The organism is Bradyrhizobium sp. 141 (genome assembly GCF_023074055.1).
Lineage (GTDB): Bacteria > Pseudomonadota > Alphaproteobacteria > Rhizobiales > Xanthobacteraceae > Bradyrhizobium.
This window is the reverse complement of the sequence record NZ_JADPKR010000058.1, coordinates 53,844-71,457: the sequence shown is the minus strand read 5'-3', so window position 1 is coordinate 71,457 and position 17,614 is coordinate 53,844. Positions and strand designations below refer to the sequence as shown.

Here is a 17,614-nt window from a genome sequence, read left to right as displayed (position 1 = left end):
AAAGCCAGTCACGGAAACAGCATAATACGGTTCTCTGCAGATTGACTACCGCTCCTGCATATTTTTCCCAAGAATGCCGGAGTGTTACGGCCTCGGGACCTCCAATCGGAATCTGGCAGCGCCGCCCTGGCCGAGCGGCATTTCCAGCTCCGGCAGAATCGTCTTGAGTTCGCTCTGCAGCGTGTAGGGCGGATTGACGATCAGGAGTCCGGTGGAGGCGAGAGCCCCGCCATCGAGCTGGGGCGCGACACTGAACTCGAGGCGCAGACACTTTCCCGGAGGTTTTGCTGCAGCTGCGAGCCGCGCCACCGTTTCGGCCAGCGTGTCGGTGGCACGCCGGTTCTTGGCCGGATACCAAATGACATAGATGCCGGTCGGCCATTTCGCGAAGGCCGTCGAGAAGGCTTCACCAAGCCGTTCGAACTCGTCCTTTGCCTCGAAGGGCGGATCAATCAGCACGAGGCCGCGCCGCTCCTTTGGCGGCACGAAGGCCGGCAGCGCCACCCAGCCGTCGAGGTCGACCACGCGGGCCTGTTCGTCGCGGCGCAGCACACCGATCAGTGCTTTTCGCGCCTTCGGCTCGAGCTCGCAGGCGACGAGTCGGTCCTGCGGCCTGAGCAGGCCGCGCGCGATCAACGGGGAGCCCGGATAGGCCTTGAGCTCACCCTTCGGATTGAAGGCGCGGACGATGTCGAGATAGGGCTTGGTCAGCGCCGCGCTCTCGTTCGACAGGCGGGCCTGCATCAGCCGCGCGATGCCGGTCAGCCATTCACCGCTCCGGCGCGCCTCGTCGCTGTCGAGATCGTAGAGGCCGGCCCCGGCATGGGTGTCGATGACGCGGAACGCCCCCGGCTTGTCCTGCAGATACGTGATGATGCGCGCCAGCACGATGTGCTTGATGACATCGGCGAAGCTGCCGGCATGGAAGGCGTGACGGTAATTCATGGCGAAGATCTACGGCTCACGGGAGAGAATGCGCAGCATCTTCTACTCGTCATGCCCGGGCTTGTCCCGGGCATCCACGTCCTTCGTGATGCGTCGTGAAACGTGGATGGCCGGGACAAGCCCGGCCATGACGTGCGGCGGCCTGTTTCGTGAAGCTACCCGCCCCTGATCGGCGGCATGGTGACCTGATCGCGGCGGCAGGCGCGGCGTTCGATCTCGTCGCAGGCGCGGAATTGCAGGTCCTTGCTGAGGCAGATGCGGACCTCGGAGAGCCGAGTCCGGTTGCAGGTGACCGAGACGGCGATATTGCTCAGCCCCGGATTGGCCTTGATGAAGGCCTCCTCGACCTCCGCCGGCGCCACGGTCTTGGCCTGCGACAGCTCGAGATATTCGGCCGGAATCTTGATCGCGGCGCGCGCTTTGCGGATCGTCTCGAAATAGCTGCGCCCTTCGAGGCCGGAGCAGGTGCCGTGCTTGTCCCATTCGTTGAAGATCAGGCCCGGCGCCGGCATCAAATCGAGCATCGAGGAAACGATGCTGCGGTTCAGTCGCGGCGCGGGACGCTGGCAATATTCCGGAAAGCCATTCTCATATTGCGGCCAGAGCCCATGCACCACGAAGGCGTAAGGCCGTCCGCCGCACTGGATCTGGGAGCGGCCGCCACGCTCGGCAGCCTCCTCGCAGAACGAGGGCGACCACGACAGCGACAGCACATAGAAGTCGAACTCGCCCGGCGCGTTCTGCCGCTTGTCCTGGGCCTTTGCGTCACCGGCGAACGAGGCCAGGCCCGCTGCAAGGATCAGGGAAAGGGCCAGCGAGATCACCAGGCGGGAGAACGAATGCAATCTGGAATGAAACATGGCAACGCCCCTCAACTAGACTGTGCACTGAAGCCTAGCAGGCAGCAAGAACATTTCAAGAACAAAATTCAGGCGGCGGTTGCCGACCGCCCTGACAGGCCCGAATCAGGGCTCGTCGAATTAAGGCTCTTAGAATTAGGGCTTGGCGGCGCGGCAGGCCGGATTATAGGCCCAGTTGCTGTCGAGCCCGACCACGCACCATTCGACGCCGTTGCCGTAGCCGGCGAAGCCGCCATCCTCGATGATCGAGAAATGCACCTTGCGCACCTTGCCGTCATTGAGCATGGCCTCGCCGGTACAAAAGCGGCGCGGGATGTTGTCGGACTGCCAGGGCCGGAACGCGGTCTCGCGAACGGCGGAGAAGCCGGTGATTTTCAGCGAGGAATTCCAGAACGAGCTTTCCTTTTCCCAGAACTGGGTGGCGATCGTCGGCAGCGCCCTGTCGCACTCGGCGACGGCGCCGTCATAGCGCGGTCCGCTCAGCCAGAAATTCAGCTCGAGGGGATTGGCAGCCCTGGCCTCACCGAGCGACAGCGCCCCGAACATGAGGCCGAGCACGGCGGCAAAGCGGAGCGATTTCGGGGAGGGCGTGCGCATGGGTCATCCGGACAGCTAAAGTCTTGCGAAGGTCGAACGGTGCCGCGAAGGCCGGGGGAGGTCAAGTGCAGCGCGGCAACACTTCGCCAGGAGTTGCCCCCAACGTCGCGGTCGGCAGGGTTTCCGTTCTTTTCACTTCCATCCCGGCACCGTAGACTGGAGGTCAGCCAATTGGAGATGACGGGAATGCGAATCATTGCGGCCGCGGGCCTTCTTGCCCTGGGTATGATGGCGAGCCAGTCGGCGCGCGCCGACATCCTTCCGGTGCCGCCTTTCAAGGGTAACGACACCGGCGGCATCATCGCCTATTCCATGGCCACCCAGGTCGATGCGCGACAGGCCGCGGTCGATCACTGCGCGCGCTACGGCAAGGTGGTCAAATTCCTGGCGGTGCAGGCCTATGAGGGCGGCTACATCTCGTTCTCCTGCCGCTGGGTGCCTTATGGCGCCGCCGACCAGCCGATCCGCACGCTGTACTGAGGCGTTGTCGTAACGCCGCATTCTCTTAGCCGGGAGCCTCCCTCATGACGCGCAAACTCGCTTTGCTCGGCTCGGCCGCTTGTCTCGTGGTGTCGGCAGCCAGCGCCAGCGCCGACGATTTGCCGGTGCGCAAGGCCGGCCTTTGGGAAATGAAGCTGGTCACATCAGGCTCGCCGGTGCCCGAGATGACCATGCAGCACTGCACCGACGAGACCGTCGACAAGGAGATGAGCAACAACGTCTCCCCGATGGCCAAGCAGATTTGCGCCAAGCAGGAGATCAAGAAGACCGCGACCGGCTATGTCAGCGATTCCGAGTGCAACGTCGCCGGCGTCAACACGACCTCGCATGCTGAGATATCAGGCGATTTCAACTCGGCCTACACGGTGAAGACCTCCTCGCACGCGCAAGGCGGCGTCGCAGGCGCGGCCGGCCGCGATAACACCATGACGCTGCAAGCCAAATGGCTAGGGGCCTGCAAGCCGGACCAGAAGCCCGGCGATATCGTGATGCCCGGCGGCTTCAAGATGAACGTGCGCGACATGGACAAGCTGAAGGCGCTGTTGCCGAAGTAATGCGGCAACTCGGACGGTTCTCCCCCTCTCCCCTACACCGGAATCCGCACGCTCGCCCTTAGTCCTCCCATCGGACTGTCGCCGAGGGTGATGTCGCCGCCGTGCGAGCGGGCGATGTCGCGGGCGATGGCGAGGCCAAGGCCCGTGCCGCCTTCGTCCTGGTTGCGGGCATTGTCCAGCCGCAGGAACGGCTTGAACACTTCTTCGCGCAAATGCGCGGGGATGCCCGGTCCGTCATCGTCGACCGTGACGGTCAAATAGCGGTGATCGCGCTGGCCGGTGATGGCGATGCTCTTGCCGTAGCGTGCCGCGTTGGTGACGAGGTTGGCGAGGCAGCGCTTGAACGAGGCCGGCTTCACTGTCACGACGGGCAGGCCGTGGAAGGCAACGGTCGCGGTATGACCGTGGCGTTCGGCGTCGCCGCGCAACTCCTCGAGCGCCTGCGCCATGTCGGTCGGCTGCGACTGCTCACCGGAATCGCCGCGCGCAAACGCGAGGTAATCCTCGAGCATCATCGACATCTCGTCGACGTCCTTGCGCATCCCCTCGAGCTCGGGACTGTCGCCGATCAGCGCCAGCTCCAGCTTGAAGCGGGTCAGGATGGTGCGCAGATCGTGGCTGACGCCGGCGAGCATCGCGGTGCGCTGCTCCATCGTGCGCTCGATGCGCGATTTCATCTCGAGGAAGGCGACCGAGGCGCGTCGCACCTCGCGCGCGCCGCGCGGCCTGAAGTTCGGCGCCTCGCGGCCCTTGCCGAAACTTTCGGCGGCATCCGCAAGCCGCAGGATCGGCTTGATCTGGTTGCGCAGGAACAGCACGGCGACGATCAGCAGGATCGACGAGGTGCCGACCATCCAGAACAGGAAGATCTCCGAGTTGGAGGCATAGGCGGCGCTGCGCTGCGCGAACACGCGCATCACGGCATCGTCGAGCTGGATGCGGATCTCGACCAGATTGGAGCGGCCGACCGTGTCGATCCAGAACGAGCGCCCGATCTGGCGGCCGAGCTGCACCGACAGCGTCTGGTCGAGCAGCGAGAAGAACGGCTTCGGTCCCGGCGGCGGCATGTCGCCGGCGGGAAGGAAATCGACGACGAGGCCGAGGCGCTGCTGGGCAATGCGGCGGATCTGGTCGCGGTCCCGGTCCTGCGGATAACCCTTGTAGACGTCGATCAGCGCGGCGATGTCCTGCACCACCGCGGCGGACAATCTGCGCGTCACCGTGTTCCAGTGCCGCTCCATGAACACGAAGGCGACCACCGATTGCAGCACCACCATCGGCACGATCATGATGAGGAGCGCGCGGGCGTAGAGGCCGGTCGGCATCCAGCCCTTGAACGCATTGCCCATCCAGCCATTGACGGCGGAGACGCGGCCGGCGGCGCTTCGGAGCAGCGTCAGGCCGGTATCGATCGTGCTCATCTAGCGCGCTTCACTTGCGTTATGGCGAGGCCACCAGCCGGTAGCCGATGCCGCGTACCGCCTGAAGGAACAGCGGATTGGCCGGGTCGGTCTCGATCTTGCGCCGGAGGCGGTTGATCTGCACGTCGACGGCGCGTTCATTGACGCTGCCATTGCCGGTCAGCGCGCTGCGCGGCACGGTCTCGCCCGGCGTCTCCGAGAGAATGCGCAGCATCTCGCGCTCGCGGTCGGTGAGGTGGATGACCTCCTCGCCCTGGCGCAGCTCTCCGCGATCGAGATGGTAGATGTAGGGACCGAAGGCGATCTTCTCCACGGTCGCGGCCTGCGGCGGCGGGGCGGCGCGCTTGAGGATGTTGTTGATGCGCAGCGCAAGCTCGCGCGGCTCGAACGGTTTGGCCACGTAGTCGTCGGCGCCGATTTGCAGGCCCTCGATGCGGGCCTCAGCTTCATGGCGCGCCGTCAGCATCACGATCGGCACCGAGGAGGATGTCCGGATGAAGCGGGCGAGATCGAAGCCGGTCTCGCCGGGCATCATCACGTCGAGGATCAGCAGGTCGAAATGCAAACCCAGCAATTTCGATCGTGCATCCCCGGCGCTTGCGGCGGTGGTGACGCGGTAGCCCTCTGCCGCGAGGAAGCGCGAGAGCAGATCGCGGATGCGGCGGTCGTCGTCGACGAGCAGCAAATGCGGCGCGTCATCGGCGGGGCGCGCCGGCGGGCGGGCGAGAGTGGCAGCGAGCGGCACGGTCACTCCTTGGCGTTGTTGACGGAAGCGAAGATCGTCTCGAGCACCTTGTCCGGATCGTCCCGATCGATCATCGCGCGCAGGAAGCGCTTGACGGTCTCGGCATCCTGCGGGCTGATCTCGGCGAGCGCCTTGGTGATCCGCGTGGTCTGCAGCCCGGCCAGCTTCTGCACCAGCGCTTCGCCCTTCGGCGTCGCGTAGAGCAGGCGCTGGCGGCGATCATTGTCGCCGGTCTTCTGCACGATGTAGCCTTCGTCCAGGAGCTGCTTGAGCACGCGGCCGAGCGACTGCTTTGTGATGCGCAGAACGTCCAGCAGATCGGCGACCTTGAGGCCGGGATAGCGGAAGACGAAGTGCATGACCCGGTGATGAGCCCGGCCGAAGCCGAAAGCCTCCAGCTCCTGGTCGGGATCGCCGACGAAGTCGCGATAGGCGAAGAACAGTAGCTCGATGATATCCCAGCGCAAATTGCCTCCATCGTCTGCGGCCGGCTTGGGCTCGGCGGCGTCGTGAGAGGAAGTCGCGAAATTTATGTCAGGCATATTGACGTATCTTGGGTTCAATGTTACAAAACGATCGACCCGCACGAAATTTTAGATCGTTTCGCGACGGGTGGCGTCGAAGCAGGGACGGCGGAAAGAGCCGGACAGGCGACGACGGCCGAAGCAGGTCTACCGTGCGATTGTCGAGCGGCATTTCGGCAAAACATACTGGACTTCCGCGTTCCGCAAAAGCATGTCCTCGGCGACATGCTGGCCACGGGAAACCGGCCGTAACAAGGCTGGCGGTGGTTCAGCCAGACACCTAATGAAGCCAGCCGGCCCGAAACAGGGCGGGCCGGCGCCAGAACAGCGCCGATACCGGCAGCGGGAGCCAAGGACATGACCATGACATTCGACATCCAGCCCGCATCCAATCCGACTCCTGAGAAGGACCGTGTGGCCAAGCTGATGGATCCCGGCTTCGGGCGGGTCTTCACCGATCACATGGCGATCGTCCGCTACAATCAGGCCAAGGGCGGCTGGTACGAGGCGCGGATCGAGGCCCGCGCCAACTTCCAGCTCGATCCGGCCGGCGCGGTGCTGCACTACGCCCAGGAGATCTTCGAGGGTCTCAAGGCCTACAAGCGGGACGACGGCGGCGTGAACCTGTTCCGCCCCGACGCCAATGCGCGGCGCTTCAAGGATTCGGCGGATCGCATGGCGATGGCGCAACTGCCCGAGGACGTCTTCATCGAGGCGGTCGAGCAGGTCGTGCGCATCGACCGCGCCTGGATGCCGGGCGGCGAGGGTAGCCTGTACCTGCGTCCCTTCATGATCGCGAGCGAGACCTTCCTGGGCGTCAAGCCGTCCTCCGAATACATCTTTGCGGTGATCGCTTCGCCCGTGGGATCGTACTTCAAGGGCGGACCTGCGCCGGTCTCGATCTGGGTGTCGGAGAATTACACGCGCGCAGCAATTGGCGGCACTGGCGCCGTCAAATGCGGCGGCAATTATGCCGCGAGCCTGCGCGCGCAGGCTGAAGCGATCCAGCATGGCTGCGATCAGGTCGTGTTCCTCGATGCGGTCGAGCGCCGCTACGTCGAGGAGCTCGGCGGCATGAACGTCTTCTTCGTGTTCGACGACGGTTCGCTCTCGACACCGCCGCTCGGCACTATCCTGCCCGGCATAACCCGCGACTCCATCATCGCGCTGGCCAAGGATGCCGGCAAGACGGTGCGCGAGGAGCCGTACTCGCTCGACCAATGGCGCAAGGACGCGGCCTCCGGCAAGCTCAAGGAAGCCTTCGCCTGCGGCACGGCGGCCGTCATCTCGCCGATTGGCAAGGTGCGCTCGGTGAGCGGAGATTTCGAGATCAGCGGCGGTGCCGCCGGTCCCGTCGCCATGGGCCTGCGCAAGCAGCTCGTCGACATCCAGTATGGCCGCACCAACGATCCGCACAACTGGATCCGCAAGGTGTTTTGAGGCCTCGTGTCCCGGACGCGCAAAGCGCGAGCCGGGACCCAGAGTGCCAGTGGCTGGACCCCGGATCAGCAGCGCACCACGCCGCCAAGAGGCGGCGCGCTGCGCAGCATCCGGGGAACGTCGCGGCATCTAACTCCATGAACGCACCGCCATAACTCCGCGACAAAGCCAGGATACATCGAGTCATCCTGGATATCGCGATCATGGCAGCTAAGCTCTCCCCACCGATGAAATGGGTCGTTCTCGCCGCAATCGCCGGCGTCTCCGTCTTCGGCATCCTGACCATCGGCCCCACGCACGAGGTGGTCGCGCAAGACCGCTCCCCGGTCGTCGACGTGCGCACCGCCGATCCCGAGATGAATGCCGCGATCGCGCGCGCTCGCGGCACGATTCCGACCTTCTGGGCTTCCTATGACGCGCCAAAGCCGTCGGAGACCGGGCATTCCCTCAAAGCGCACTTTTCCACCCGCAAGGGCGGGGAGCACATCTGGATCGCCGAAATCAAGAAGCTGCCCAACGGCAGCTATTCCGGCGTGTTCGCCAATGAGCCGCGCGACCTGCCGGGCAAGCGGGCAGGCGAAGAGGTCAAATTCGTTGAGGCCGACATCTCGGACTGGATGTTCATGCGCAACGGCAAGATCGTCGGCGGCGAAACCATCAAGCCGCTGCTCAAATCCATGCCGAAAGCCGACGCCGACGCGCTCCGGGCGCGGATGGAGCAGCCGTAGGGCAGTTGCCGCCTCGTGCCCCGGCTGGTAAACGCCGCGCATGGCCGAGAAATCCAAAAAACCCCAGAAACTGAAGGCGCGCCTGCCGCGCGGGCTAGAGGATCGCGACCCCGCAGCGATCCGGGCGACGCGCGAGATGGTCGAGAAGATCCGCGCCGTCTACGAGCTCTACGGGTTCGAGCCCGTCGAGACGCCGGCGATGGAATACACCGACGCGCTCGGCAAGTTCCTGCCCGACCAGGATCGTCCGAACGAGGGCGTGTTCTCGTTCCAGGACGACGACGAGCAGTGGATCAGCTTGCGCTACGATTTGACCGCGCCGCTCGCCCGCTATGTCGGCGAGCGCTATGGCACCGACGCGCTGGTCTTGCCCTACCGCAGCTACCGCGTCGGCTACGTCTTCCGCAACGAAAAGCCCGGCCCCGGCCGCTTCCGCCAGTTCATGCAGTTCGATGCCGATACGGTCGGCTCGGCGACGCCGGCGGCGGATGCCGAGATCTGCATGATGGCTGCGGATACGATGGAGGCGCTCGGCATCGCGCGCGGCTCCTACGTTGTGAAGGTCAATAACCGAAAGGTGCTCGACGGCGTGCTGGAGGCGATCGGGCTCGGCGGCGCCGAGAACGCTGCACGCAGGCTCACCGTGCTGCGCGCGATCGACAAGCTCGACAAGTTTTCTGCCGATGAAGTGCGCAAATTGCTCGGCCCGGGACGATGGGACGGCGGCGAAGAAGGCAAGGGCGACTTCACGAAAGGCGCCAATTTGAACGCGGAGGAGGCTGATGTCGTTCTCGCCATCACCAAACCGCGCGACGATTGGAAAGAGGCCATCGCCGCCGCAGAGACTTACCTTGCTAAGAGCGAAGTCGGTCAGGCTGGCGTGAGCGAGCTGGAAGAGATTGCCAAGCTTGTCACGGCGTCGGGCTACGGTGCGGACCGCATCAAGATCGATCCGTCCGTCGTGCGCGGCCTCGAATATTACACCGGCCCCGTCTACGAGGTCGAACTCCTGCTCGAGACCAAGGATGAGAAGGGCCGCCCGGTGCGCTTCGGCTCGGTCGGCGGCGGCGGGCGCTACGATGGCCTCGTCTCGCGCTTCCGCGGCGAGCCCGTGCCGGCAACCGGATTCTCGATCGGCGTGTCGCGCTTGCAGGCCGCGCTGACGCTGCTCGGCAAGCTCGACACGCGGCCCGAATTCGGCCCCGTCGTCGTCACCGTGTTCGACCGCGACCGCGTCGCCGACTATCAGAAGATGGTCGCAAGCTTGCGCACCGCCGGCATCCGCGCCGAGCTCTATCTCGGCAATCCCAAGAACATGGGGAACCAGCTCAAATATGCCGACCGCCGCAACTCACCGTGCGTGATCATCCAGGGCTCGGATGAAAAGGCGCGCGGCGAGCTGCAGATCAAGGATCTGATCGAAGGCGCCAAGGCGGCGGCCGCGATCGCCTCCAACCAGGAATGGCGCGAGAGCCGCCCGGCGCAGTTCTCGTGCAGCGAAGCCGATCTCGTCGCCAAGGTGCGCGAGGTCTTGGCCCGCCATGACGTAAACTGGGGATAGCCATTCCGCCAAGCCGTCATGCCCGGACTTGTCCCGGGCAGCCACGTCTTGTTTGATGAGAAGAACGTGGATGGCCGGGACAAGCCCGGCCATGACGAGAACAGCAGGGAGAAGACGATGCCTGAGATCACTGTCAGCATGGCCGAAGGCCGCACCGACGAGCAGAAGGCCGGCATGATGCGCGACATCACCCAGGCGCTGGTGAAGAATCTCGGCGTCGATGCCGATGCCGTCGTCATCCAGATCAACGAAGCCCCGCTCCGCCACAAGATGAAGGGCGGCAAGACGTTCGTGGAGCGCGCGGCGGCTGCGAAGAAGTGACGCGTTAGCGTCATTCCGGGGCAGCCCATCAGGGCTGAACCACAATGCGCAATGGCGCATTGGGGAATCTCGATCGACAATCTCTGGATTCCGGGTTCGCGCTTCGCGCGCCCCGGAATGACGAGCAAGCACCATGGACGCACGCGACTTCATCACGATCGGCATGAGCGCAGAGCGCACGCTGGTGGTCCCAGTGGAGCGCACGGTCGGGCATTTCGTGTCCGGCATGCCTTTTGTTTATGCGACGCCGATGATGATCCTGGAGATGGAGATGACGTCGGGTGACGCGATCCGCGCCGCGCTTCAGCCGGGTTGGGTCACCGTCGGCACCGAGGTCGATATCCGCCATCTCGCAGCCGCGCTCGTCGGCGCGACGGTGCGGACCACCGCGAAGGTGGTCGCGGTCGAGCGCCTCGTCATCCGCTTCGAGGTGGAGGCGTTCGAGGGCACACGCAAGCTCGGCGAAGGCCGCCACGCGCGCGGGCTTGTCAATGTCGAGATGTTCAACAAGCGGCTGGGGGCTGGCTCGACATCGTAGGGTGGGCAAAGGCGCGGAGCGCCGTGCCCACCATCTCTCCGGAAACGCGAATGAATTGGTGGGCACGCTTCGCTTTGCCCACCCTACTGCACCGTCTTACTTCGCCAATTCCTGCGACCGCTTCGTCGCCGCCGCGATCGCGCGGATCATGAGATCGCGCAGGCCGGGCTCGCCCATCAGCACGCCGAGCGCTGCGGCCGTGGTGCCGCCGGGCGAGGTAACGTTCTGGCGCAGCGTCGCGGAGGGCAGCTCCGACTGGTGCAGCAGCTCGCCGGAGCCGGCAACGGTCTCGCGCGCAAGCTTCGTCGCCAGCGCCTCGGGCAGTCCGGCCTCGACGCCGGCGCGCGCGAGCTCCTCGGCGAGCAGGAACACATAGGCCGGGCCCGATCCGGAGACGGCAGTCACCGCGTCCATCAGGCTTTCATCGTCGACCCATTCGACCGAGCCGGTGGCGCGCAGCAGCGCATCGGCCACCGCGCGCTGTGCGCTGCTGACGGTCTTTGCCGCGACCGCAACGGTGATGCCGCGGCCGATCGCGGCCGGCGTGTTCGGCATCGCGCGCACCACGGCGCCGCCGCAGACCTCCTGGAGCGATGCGATCGTGGTTCCCGCCATGATCGAGACGACCGAGGTCTTGTCAGAGACGAACGCCTTCAATTTGGCGCCGGCCTCGCGGAACATCTGCGGCTTCACCGCGACGACCAGCGTCTCGACCGGGCCGACGGTCTTCATGTCTGGATTGAGCGCAACGCCCTTGGCGGCAAGCGCGGTGATCTCCGGCGAGATGAACGGATCGATCACGGCGAGGCGGCGCGGGTCGAGCCCGCCCGAAAGCCATCCGGTCAGCATCGCACCGCCCATCTTGCCGGCGCCGGCGAGCAGGATGGTGCCGGTGATGTTTTGGAGCGTGTTGTTTGTCATCGCTGCTACCACAAGCTCGGTGTCGTCCCCGCGAAAGCGGGGACCCATAACCACGAGTGGTCTTAACGGATGGAGGTGTTAGCAACAAGCCGCGTGCCACAAGCGGCATCACGCGGTATGGGTCCCGGATCTTCGCTTCGCTCGTCCGGGACGATGCTGGAGAGAGGCGATCCCTTACGCCTCTCCCACCGTGTCGAACATCGCCGCGTCCATCGCCTCGGTCGTGGTCTTGCCGGCCCACACCACGAACTGGAACGCCGGGAAGTAGCGCTCGCAGGCGTGGATGGCGCCGGCGAGCATGGCTTCGCATTGCGCGGTCGAGGCGGTAAGTCCGCCCGGCAGCACCAGTGCCTGGCGGTGCATGACCATGCCGGTGGTGGTCCACAGGTCGAAATGGCCGACCCACAATTGCTCGTTCACGGCGGCGACGAGCCGCTGCACCTCGCCGCGGCGCGCAGTCGGAATCTTCATGTCGAAGGCGCAGGCCAGATGCAGCGCCTCGATCTCGCCCATCCAGGTGAAGGAGAGCTGGTAGTCGGTCCATTGTCCCTTCGAGACAATCGTGAGTTCGTCTTCGCCGGAGCGTTCGAACGGCCAGTTGTTGCTGGCAGCGATATCCTCGACCACCGCGAGCGGATGGCTTTTGGAATCGATAGTGCCTTCGAGCAGGGACATGCCGTCTCGACCTCTTGCCTTCTTGTTGTCTTTGATACGCACGCGGCTGGCCCGGCGAACTCCCTCAACGTCGCTAGCAATCCCCTCGGAAACGCTGCTGCGATCCCTTGGTGTCGCTCTTGCGATCCCCTTGGATCAGCGCGGGCCTGTCGCGGATCAAGTGATGTGATTTGCGGAATCTGCGCAACGGGGTCCCGAGTCCGTCCACAAGCCAGGACTCGTTCGTCCACAGCTCATCTCCGCCACAATTCTTAACGCCGGGAGTCCCCAATCCGGATGGAGGAGAACAAACCGGAATCGGATCCAGGGGAGGGAGGCAATCGTTAATTCCGTGCGGCGAGGGCCACTCCCACGGCGATGGCATGGGACCATGCGATTTGCCCATGCGGAACACGCTTGCCGCGACCGCGCGAGGGCTGCATATTTCCCGGCAGGCCGTTCATCCCGGGCGGCCGATGTTCTCAGGGCGGGGTGAAAGTCCCCACCGGCGGTAAGGGCCGAAAGGCCTAAGCCCGCGAGCGCCTTCCCCCGGCTTTTTCCTGAGAAGGATTTTGCTGAAGGGAAGGGTCAGCAGATTCGGTGCAATTCCGAAGCCGACGGTCAAAGTCCGGATGAAAGAGAACGGTCGGTGGCAGACGCATCGCAAGATGCGGCTGTTTGTCGTTCCGTGTGCCCTGATTCTGGTCCTTAAACCGAGGAAAGCCATGAATCAGATGTTGCAAGATACCCAAGCCGAAACGTCCCAAGTCGTCCAACCGCCGGTTCCGCAGGGGCCGGCGACCGAGCACCCGCGCTTCGCAAAGCCGCAGCGGGTCGCTTTCGTGCAGGCCTGCTGGCATCGAGAGGTGGTCGAGGCGGCCCGCATTGCCTTCGTGAGAGAGGCCGAGGCGCGGCACCTCACCCATGTCGACGTTTTCGAGGTGCCGGGCTCGTTCGAGATCCCGCTGCACGCGCAGGTCCTCGCCAAGACGCGGCGCTACACCGCGATCGTCGCGGCGGGCCTCGTCGTCGACGGCGGCATCTACCGCCACGAGTTCGTCGCCGACACCGTGATCAAGGCGCTGATGGACGTGCAGCTCCGCACCGAGGTGCCGGTATTCTCAGCCGTGCTGACGCCGCAGCAATTCCACGAGACCGAGGTGCACTACGACTTCTTCCGCAAGCATTTCGCGATCAAGGGTGTCGAGGTGGCGGCCGCCTGCGCGGAGACATTGCTTGGCCTCGAACGTCTGCGCGGCCAGGTCGCTGCGGGGATTGTGGGCTAGGCAGACTGCCGTAGGGTGGGCAAAGCGCAAGCGTGCCCACCTCTTCTCGTGCAACAAAAAAAAGGTGGGCACGGCGCTTTGCGCCTTTGCCCACCTTACGAGACCGGAAACGAAAATCAGTCGAACAGGCTCGACACCGACTCTTCGGCCGCCGTGCGCGCGATCGCGTCGGAGATGAGGCTGGCGATTGGCAGCGTGCGGATGTTCGGCGCCTTGGTCACTGCCTCGGTCGGCAGGATCGAGTCCGTGATCACGAGCTCCTTCAGCCTGGAGTTCGTGATGCGGGCGGCCGCGCCGCCGGAGAGCACGCCGTGGGTGATGTAGGCGTAGACGTCCTTGGCGCCCTTGGCGATCAGCGCGTCGGCCGCGTTCACCAGCGTACCGCCGGAATCCACGATGTCGTCGATCAGGATGCAGGTGTAGCCGGCGACATCACCGATCACATTCATGACCTCGGACTCGCCCGCACGTTCGCGGCGCTTGTCGACGATGGCGAGCGGGGTGTTGATGCGCTTGGCAAGGCCGCGCGCGCGGGCCACGCCGCCGACGTCGGGCGAGATCACCATCGTCTTGGAGAGATCGAACTTGTCCTTGATGTCGCGCACCATCAGCGGCGCGGCGTAGAGGTTGTCGGTCGGGATGTCGAAGAAGCCCTGGATCTGGCCGGCATGCAGGTCGAGCGTCATGACGCGGTCGACGCCGGCCTGCGTGATCAGATTGGCGACGAGCTTGGCCGAGATCGGCGTGCGCGAGCCCGATTTGCGGTCCTGCCGCGCGTAGCCGAAATAGGGCAGCACCGCGGTGATGCGGCGCGCCGAGGAGCGGCGCAGCGCGTCGGTAATGATCAGCAGCTCCATCAGATGGTCATTGGCGGGGAACGAGGTCGACTGGATGATGAAGGCATCCGAGCCGCGGACGTTCTCCTGGATCTCGACGAAGATCTCCATGTCGGCGAAGCGCCGCACCACCGCCTTGGTCAGCGGCAGGTCGAGGCCTTGCGCAATGGCTTGGGCGAGGGCCGGATTGGAGTTGCCGGCGACGAGCTTGATAGAGCCGTTTTTGGCCGACATGGACGCTTCCTCCCGCGCTTTGCTGGACACGACGTTCAACATCTCAGATCCCACTGGAAGCACGGTTACGACGGGCGAGGAAATATCAGGCGCGAGGCTGCAATGGCAACCCGGGATGATACGTTTTCCCTCCGAAAATCCTGAGTCGGGCCAACGGCTTGGCCGCGACTTGAGGCCGTGGTTTAGCGGGGGTTAGCGCTCGGCATAGCCGAGGGCTGAGGCCGGCATGTCCGGCGCGGGCGCGGCCGGAATAACGGTCGCCACCGCCGGTCCCCGCAGGCCTGGAGCTGCGCCAGGAGCATCCGGCGTTCCGTTGATCATGTTGGAAAGGCCGCTGAATCCGGCCTGGGCGATCTTCCGCAGCACCAGATCGTCGGCTGCCGCCCATGCATCCCGTCCAGCCTTCGCCGAGGTCGGTTCCTCGCCGGAGAGGCGCAACGCCCGCTGCTGGTTGGCGTCGTAGACGTCCCAGACCCAGGCGATCACGGTCTTGCCGCGCACCACCTGGGCGGAAAGGTAGCTGCGCACGCGGTAGGCGGCCGTGCCCTCGCGGGAGACGACGGACAGGCTGCGCAGCTTGGATTCGCTGTCGAGCACGCCGACCATGCGGTCGAATACCTGCGGTGGCGGGCCGTCGATGGATTCGAAGGCGACCGTCGCCCCACTGCCGGCGCTCGGCGCCATGGCATAGGAGTTGGCTGCGCCGCCGCCGCCGGCGCAGCCGCCGAGCGCGGTCGCAGCCGCCAGCAGCATGACCGCCAGCACGCGCGAGCCCGCGCGGCGCAAGATGGATGACGCGTCCCTCATTATGGAGGGCAGCGATATCGTTAAAATCGATTAAGGTCTAGGGCGGGGGCGACACAAACGGGGGACCACAGGAATTCGGGCGTTGCTGCCTGGGTATGCGTCACATCGGAGGTTTCGTGTCCCGGGCGCGCTGCGGCGCGTAGTGCCGCTGCGCTGAACCGGGACCCAGAAGGCCGGTGAGATCGAGATCGCGGAGACGTGGGCCCCGGCTCTGCGGCGCATCACTTACGTGCTGCGCCGCGTCCGGGGCACGAGACCTCACGCTTCAAGCGCGATCGCGTGAACGTGACGACCGTAATCCGGCTCCTTGCGATGGACCGAACGGCGATAGCTGAAGAAGCGCTCGTCGGCGTAGGTGTCCACACCAAGATCGTCGATCATCAGGATGCCGGCGGCGTCCAGCCGCTTGCGGATGAAGCCGGCGAGATCGAACCTCGCGTGTCCCTCGCGCACCGACGGAATGAAGAAGACAGCGTTGTCCGCATCCGCTTCGATGAAGCGTGCGACGAACTCGTTGCCGACCTCGTAGCTCTCCTGGCGGATCAGCGGCCCGATCGCGGCGATGATGCCGCCGCGCGTGGCGCCGAGTTTCTCCATCGCGGAGATCGTCGCCTCCAGCACGCCAGTCAGCGCGCCCTTCCACCCCGCATGCGCGCCGCCGATCACGCGCGCGTTGGGATCGACGAACAGCACCGGCCCGCAATCGGCGGTGGAGACGCCGAGTGCAATGCCGGGCGTTTTCGTCACCAGCGCATCCCCCTTCGGCCGCGGCCCGTTCGGCCACGCGCGATCTGCGACGAGCACGTCGGGTGAATGGATCTGGTGCAGGCTGAGGAAGCGTTCCGGCGCGACGCCGACATGCTCGGCCATGCGGCGGCGGTTCTCCGCGACAAGGGCCTGATCGTCGTTGGAGCCGAGCCCGCCGTTCAGCGCGGCATAGATGCCGCTGGAGACGCCGCCCTCGCGGGTGAAGAAGGCATGGCGCAGGCCGGGCACGGCCGACAGCAGCGACGAAGCGAACGTCATGAGGCGTCTCCGGCCTGCTCGAGATCGCTGAGGCCGGCAATGCCGGTCAGCCGCGGCTCGGAGATGCCGAGCACCTTGAACATCGAGCCCATGCCGCTGCGCCCACTGTCCGTCAGCCGCTTGAGGGCGATCGAAATGTCGGTGGCCACTTCCGGCGTTGCCTTCTGCATCAAGGCGGCGGCCCTTGTGTCGATGCCGATACGCTTGAGGAAGTCGCCTTGCGTCACCGGCCCGTGCACGCGCGCGCCGACATCCTCGGCCGCACGCGCCAGCGCCTGGAAGTCGACATGGGCGGTGACGTCGGCCTGGCCCGGCGCCTTCAAGGGATCGGCGAAGGTGTGGCGTGCGATCGCCTGGAACGTATCGCCGGCATCGCTGCGCAGATGGCCGTAGTCGATGATCAGCGCCGCGCCGTCCTGGTCGCGCACGCGCGTGGCAAGCTTCATGATCTCGCCGTCGGGCCGCCATTCGAACACAGCGCCGACCGGCGCGGCGCGCACCAAGGACGGCAGCAGCACGTCGAAGCGCGGCGTCGGCTCCGGCGCCGCGCCGAATTGAAGCTTGCCGTTGGGATCGATCTCGATCACGCGCTCATGCCAGCCATTCTCGAGCCTCACCATCTGGTGGATCGGCAGCACGTCGAAATATTCGTTGGCGAGGATGATGCTCGGTCCTTCCGGCACGTCGTCGATGCTGTCGTGCCAGTCGATGTTGCGCACGGCGGACAGCGTCGCACCTTGCCGCTCGCGCAGCACGGGATTGACCTCGACCATGTGGACATGGAGCGCCTGGTACAGCGGCGGCAGCACGCGGAGCGCCCGCAACGCGTCCGCCATCATGGTGCCGCGGCCGGGGCCGAGCTCGATCAGCCGCAAAAATTGCGGCGAGCCCATCTGCTTCCACACCGAGGCGGTCCACAGTCCCAAGAGCTCGCCGAACATCTGGCTGACCTCGGGCGCCGTGGTGAAGTCGCCCTCACGCCCGAGCGGATCGCGCGAGACGTAATAGCCATGGCGCGGATGCATCAGGCACAGTTCCATGTACCGCCAGACCGGCATCGGGCCTGAGGATTTGATCAGCGCCTTGATCTCGTTGAGCAGCGGCTGTTCGGTCAC

20 protein-coding genes and 1 riboswitch are annotated in these 17,614 nt (G+C 65.2%); of the genes, 8 read left to right on the top strand and 12 right to left on the bottom strand.

Annotated features, from left to right (window positions below):
• Positions 1-84: 84 nt before the first annotated feature.
• From rlmJ to IVA81_RS17070, 3 genes are all read right to left on the bottom strand, one after another.
• Entirely contained in the window at positions 85-945 is an 861-nt protein-coding gene (gene rlmJ, locus IVA81_RS17080; RefSeq protein ID WP_247320073.1) for a 23S rRNA (adenine(2030)-N(6))-methyltransferase RlmJ, read from the bottom strand.
• Between the two features lie 155 nt (positions 946-1,100).
• Entirely contained in the window at positions 1,101-1,805 is a 705-nt protein-coding gene (locus IVA81_RS17075) for a ribonuclease T2 (protein WP_247320072.1), read from the bottom strand.
• A 135-nt stretch (positions 1,806-1,940) separates the two neighbouring features.
• On the bottom strand, positions 1,941-2,351 hold the full coding sequence (locus IVA81_RS17070) for a hypothetical protein (RefSeq protein WP_346659395.1): 411 nt from the start codon (positions 2,349-2,351) through the stop codon (positions 1,941-1,943).
• A 237-nt stretch (positions 2,352-2,588) separates the two neighbouring features.
• On the opposite strand from IVA81_RS17070, the gene IVA81_RS17065 reads away from it, so the two are divergent.
• Both IVA81_RS17065 and IVA81_RS17060 read left to right on the top strand, forming a co-directional pair.
• Positions 2,589-2,882, top strand: coding sequence for a hypothetical protein (locus IVA81_RS17065; protein WP_247320070.1), 294 nt, complete (start codon positions 2,589-2,591; stop codon positions 2,880-2,882).
• 44 nt (positions 2,883-2,926) lie between these two features.
• Entirely contained in the window at positions 2,927-3,457 is a 531-nt protein-coding gene (locus IVA81_RS17060) for a DUF3617 family protein (RefSeq protein ID WP_247320069.1), read from the top strand.
• Positions 3,458-3,489: 32 nt separating this feature from the next.
• Here the strand turns inward: IVA81_RS17060 and IVA81_RS17055 are convergent, their stop codons facing one another.
• From IVA81_RS17055 to IVA81_RS17045, 3 genes are read right to left on the bottom strand one after another with little or no spacing between them, the layout of a single operon-like run.
• The gene (locus IVA81_RS17055; RefSeq protein ID WP_247320068.1) at positions 3,490-4,878 is read right to left on the bottom strand and encodes an ATP-binding protein; all 1,389 of its coding nucleotides are present in this window, start codon (positions 4,876-4,878) and stop codon (positions 3,490-3,492) included.
• A gap of 19 nt (positions 4,879-4,897) precedes the next feature.
• The gene (locus tag IVA81_RS17050) at positions 4,898-5,629 is read right to left on the bottom strand and encodes a response regulator transcription factor (RefSeq protein WP_246922018.1); all 732 of its coding nucleotides are present in this window, start codon (positions 5,627-5,629) and stop codon (positions 4,898-4,900) included.
• The gene (locus tag IVA81_RS17045; RefSeq protein ID WP_247320067.1) at positions 5,626-6,165 is read right to left on the bottom strand and encodes a MarR family transcriptional regulator; all 540 of its coding nucleotides are present in this window, start codon (positions 6,163-6,165) and stop codon (positions 5,626-5,628) included. Before IVA81_RS17045 ends, IVA81_RS17050 begins: the two co-directional genes overlap by 4 nt.
• Before the next feature lie 339 nt (positions 6,166-6,504).
• Between IVA81_RS17045 and IVA81_RS17040 the strand changes: the two genes are divergently transcribed.
• The 5 genes from IVA81_RS17040 (at position 6,505) to IVA81_RS17020 (ending at position 10,735) form a co-directional block, all read left to right on the top strand.
• Entirely contained in the window at positions 6,505-7,587 is a 1,083-nt protein-coding gene (locus tag IVA81_RS17040; RefSeq protein WP_247320066.1) for a branched-chain amino acid aminotransferase, read from the top strand.
• Between the two features lie 203 nt (positions 7,588-7,790).
• Positions 7,791-8,315: a DUF2314 domain-containing protein gene (locus IVA81_RS17035; protein WP_247320065.1), complete on the top strand. Its 525-nt coding sequence runs from the start codon at positions 7,791-7,793 to the stop codon at positions 8,313-8,315.
• Between the two features lie 40 nt (positions 8,316-8,355).
• Positions 8,356-9,876, top strand: a complete 1,521-nt coding sequence (gene hisS, locus IVA81_RS17030; RefSeq protein WP_247320064.1) for a histidine--tRNA ligase — start codon at positions 8,356-8,358, stop codon at positions 9,874-9,876.
• A gap of 18 nt (positions 9,877-9,894) precedes the next feature.
• Positions 9,895-10,197, top strand: a complete 303-nt coding sequence (locus IVA81_RS17025; protein WP_256469343.1) for a tautomerase family protein — start codon at positions 9,895-9,897, stop codon at positions 10,195-10,197.
• Between the two features lie 133 nt (positions 10,198-10,330).
• A complete protein-coding gene (locus IVA81_RS17020; RefSeq protein ID WP_247320063.1) occupies positions 10,331-10,735 on the top strand; it encodes a hotdog domain-containing protein in 405 nt (134 codons plus the stop codon).
• A 96-nt stretch (positions 10,736-10,831) separates the two neighbouring features.
• On the opposite strand, the gene proC is transcribed toward IVA81_RS17020, so the two are convergent.
• Together proC and IVA81_RS17010 are read right to left on the bottom strand one after the other, a co-directional pair.
• Positions 10,832-11,656 (bottom strand): pyrroline-5-carboxylate reductase, encoded by an 825-nt coding sequence (proC, locus tag IVA81_RS17015; protein ID WP_247320062.1) that lies wholly within the window; start codon positions 11,654-11,656, stop codon positions 10,832-10,834.
• A 174-nt stretch (positions 11,657-11,830) separates the two neighbouring features.
• Entirely contained in the window at positions 11,831-12,331 is a 501-nt protein-coding gene (locus IVA81_RS17010) for a YbjN domain-containing protein (protein ID WP_247320061.1), read from the bottom strand.
• Between the two features lie 453 nt (positions 12,332-12,784).
• Positions 12,785-12,958, top strand: a riboswitch (FMN riboswitch).
• A 77-nt stretch (positions 12,959-13,035) separates the two neighbouring features.
• Between IVA81_RS17010 and IVA81_RS17005 the strand changes: the two genes are divergently transcribed.
• The gene (locus IVA81_RS17005) at positions 13,036-13,596 is read left to right on the top strand and encodes a 6,7-dimethyl-8-ribityllumazine synthase (RefSeq protein ID WP_247320059.1); all 561 of its coding nucleotides are present in this window, start codon (positions 13,036-13,038) and stop codon (positions 13,594-13,596) included.
• A gap of 116 nt (positions 13,597-13,712) precedes the next feature.
• On the opposite strand, the gene IVA81_RS17000 is transcribed toward IVA81_RS17005, so the two are convergent.
• The 4 genes from IVA81_RS17000 to IVA81_RS16985 all read right to left on the bottom strand — a co-directional run bounded on the left by IVA81_RS17000 (position 13,713) and on the right by IVA81_RS16985 (position 17,614).
• On the bottom strand, positions 13,713-14,666 hold the full coding sequence (locus IVA81_RS17000; protein ID WP_198963774.1) for a ribose-phosphate pyrophosphokinase: 954 nt from the start codon (positions 14,664-14,666) through the stop codon (positions 13,713-13,715).
• 192 nt (positions 14,667-14,858) lie between these two features.
• Positions 14,859-15,473 (bottom strand): hypothetical protein, encoded by a 615-nt coding sequence (locus IVA81_RS16995; protein WP_247320056.1) that lies wholly within the window; start codon positions 15,471-15,473, stop codon positions 14,859-14,861.
• A 258-nt stretch (positions 15,474-15,731) separates the two neighbouring features.
• Positions 15,732-16,499 (bottom strand): peptidoglycan editing factor PgeF, encoded by a 768-nt coding sequence (gene pgeF, locus IVA81_RS16990; RefSeq protein ID WP_247320054.1) that lies wholly within the window; start codon positions 16,497-16,499, stop codon positions 15,732-15,734.
• Positions 16,496-17,614: an SAM-dependent methyltransferase gene (locus IVA81_RS16985; protein WP_247320052.1), complete on the bottom strand. Its 1,119-nt coding sequence runs from the start codon at positions 17,612-17,614 to the stop codon at positions 16,496-16,498. Before IVA81_RS16985 ends, pgeF begins: the two co-directional genes overlap by 4 nt.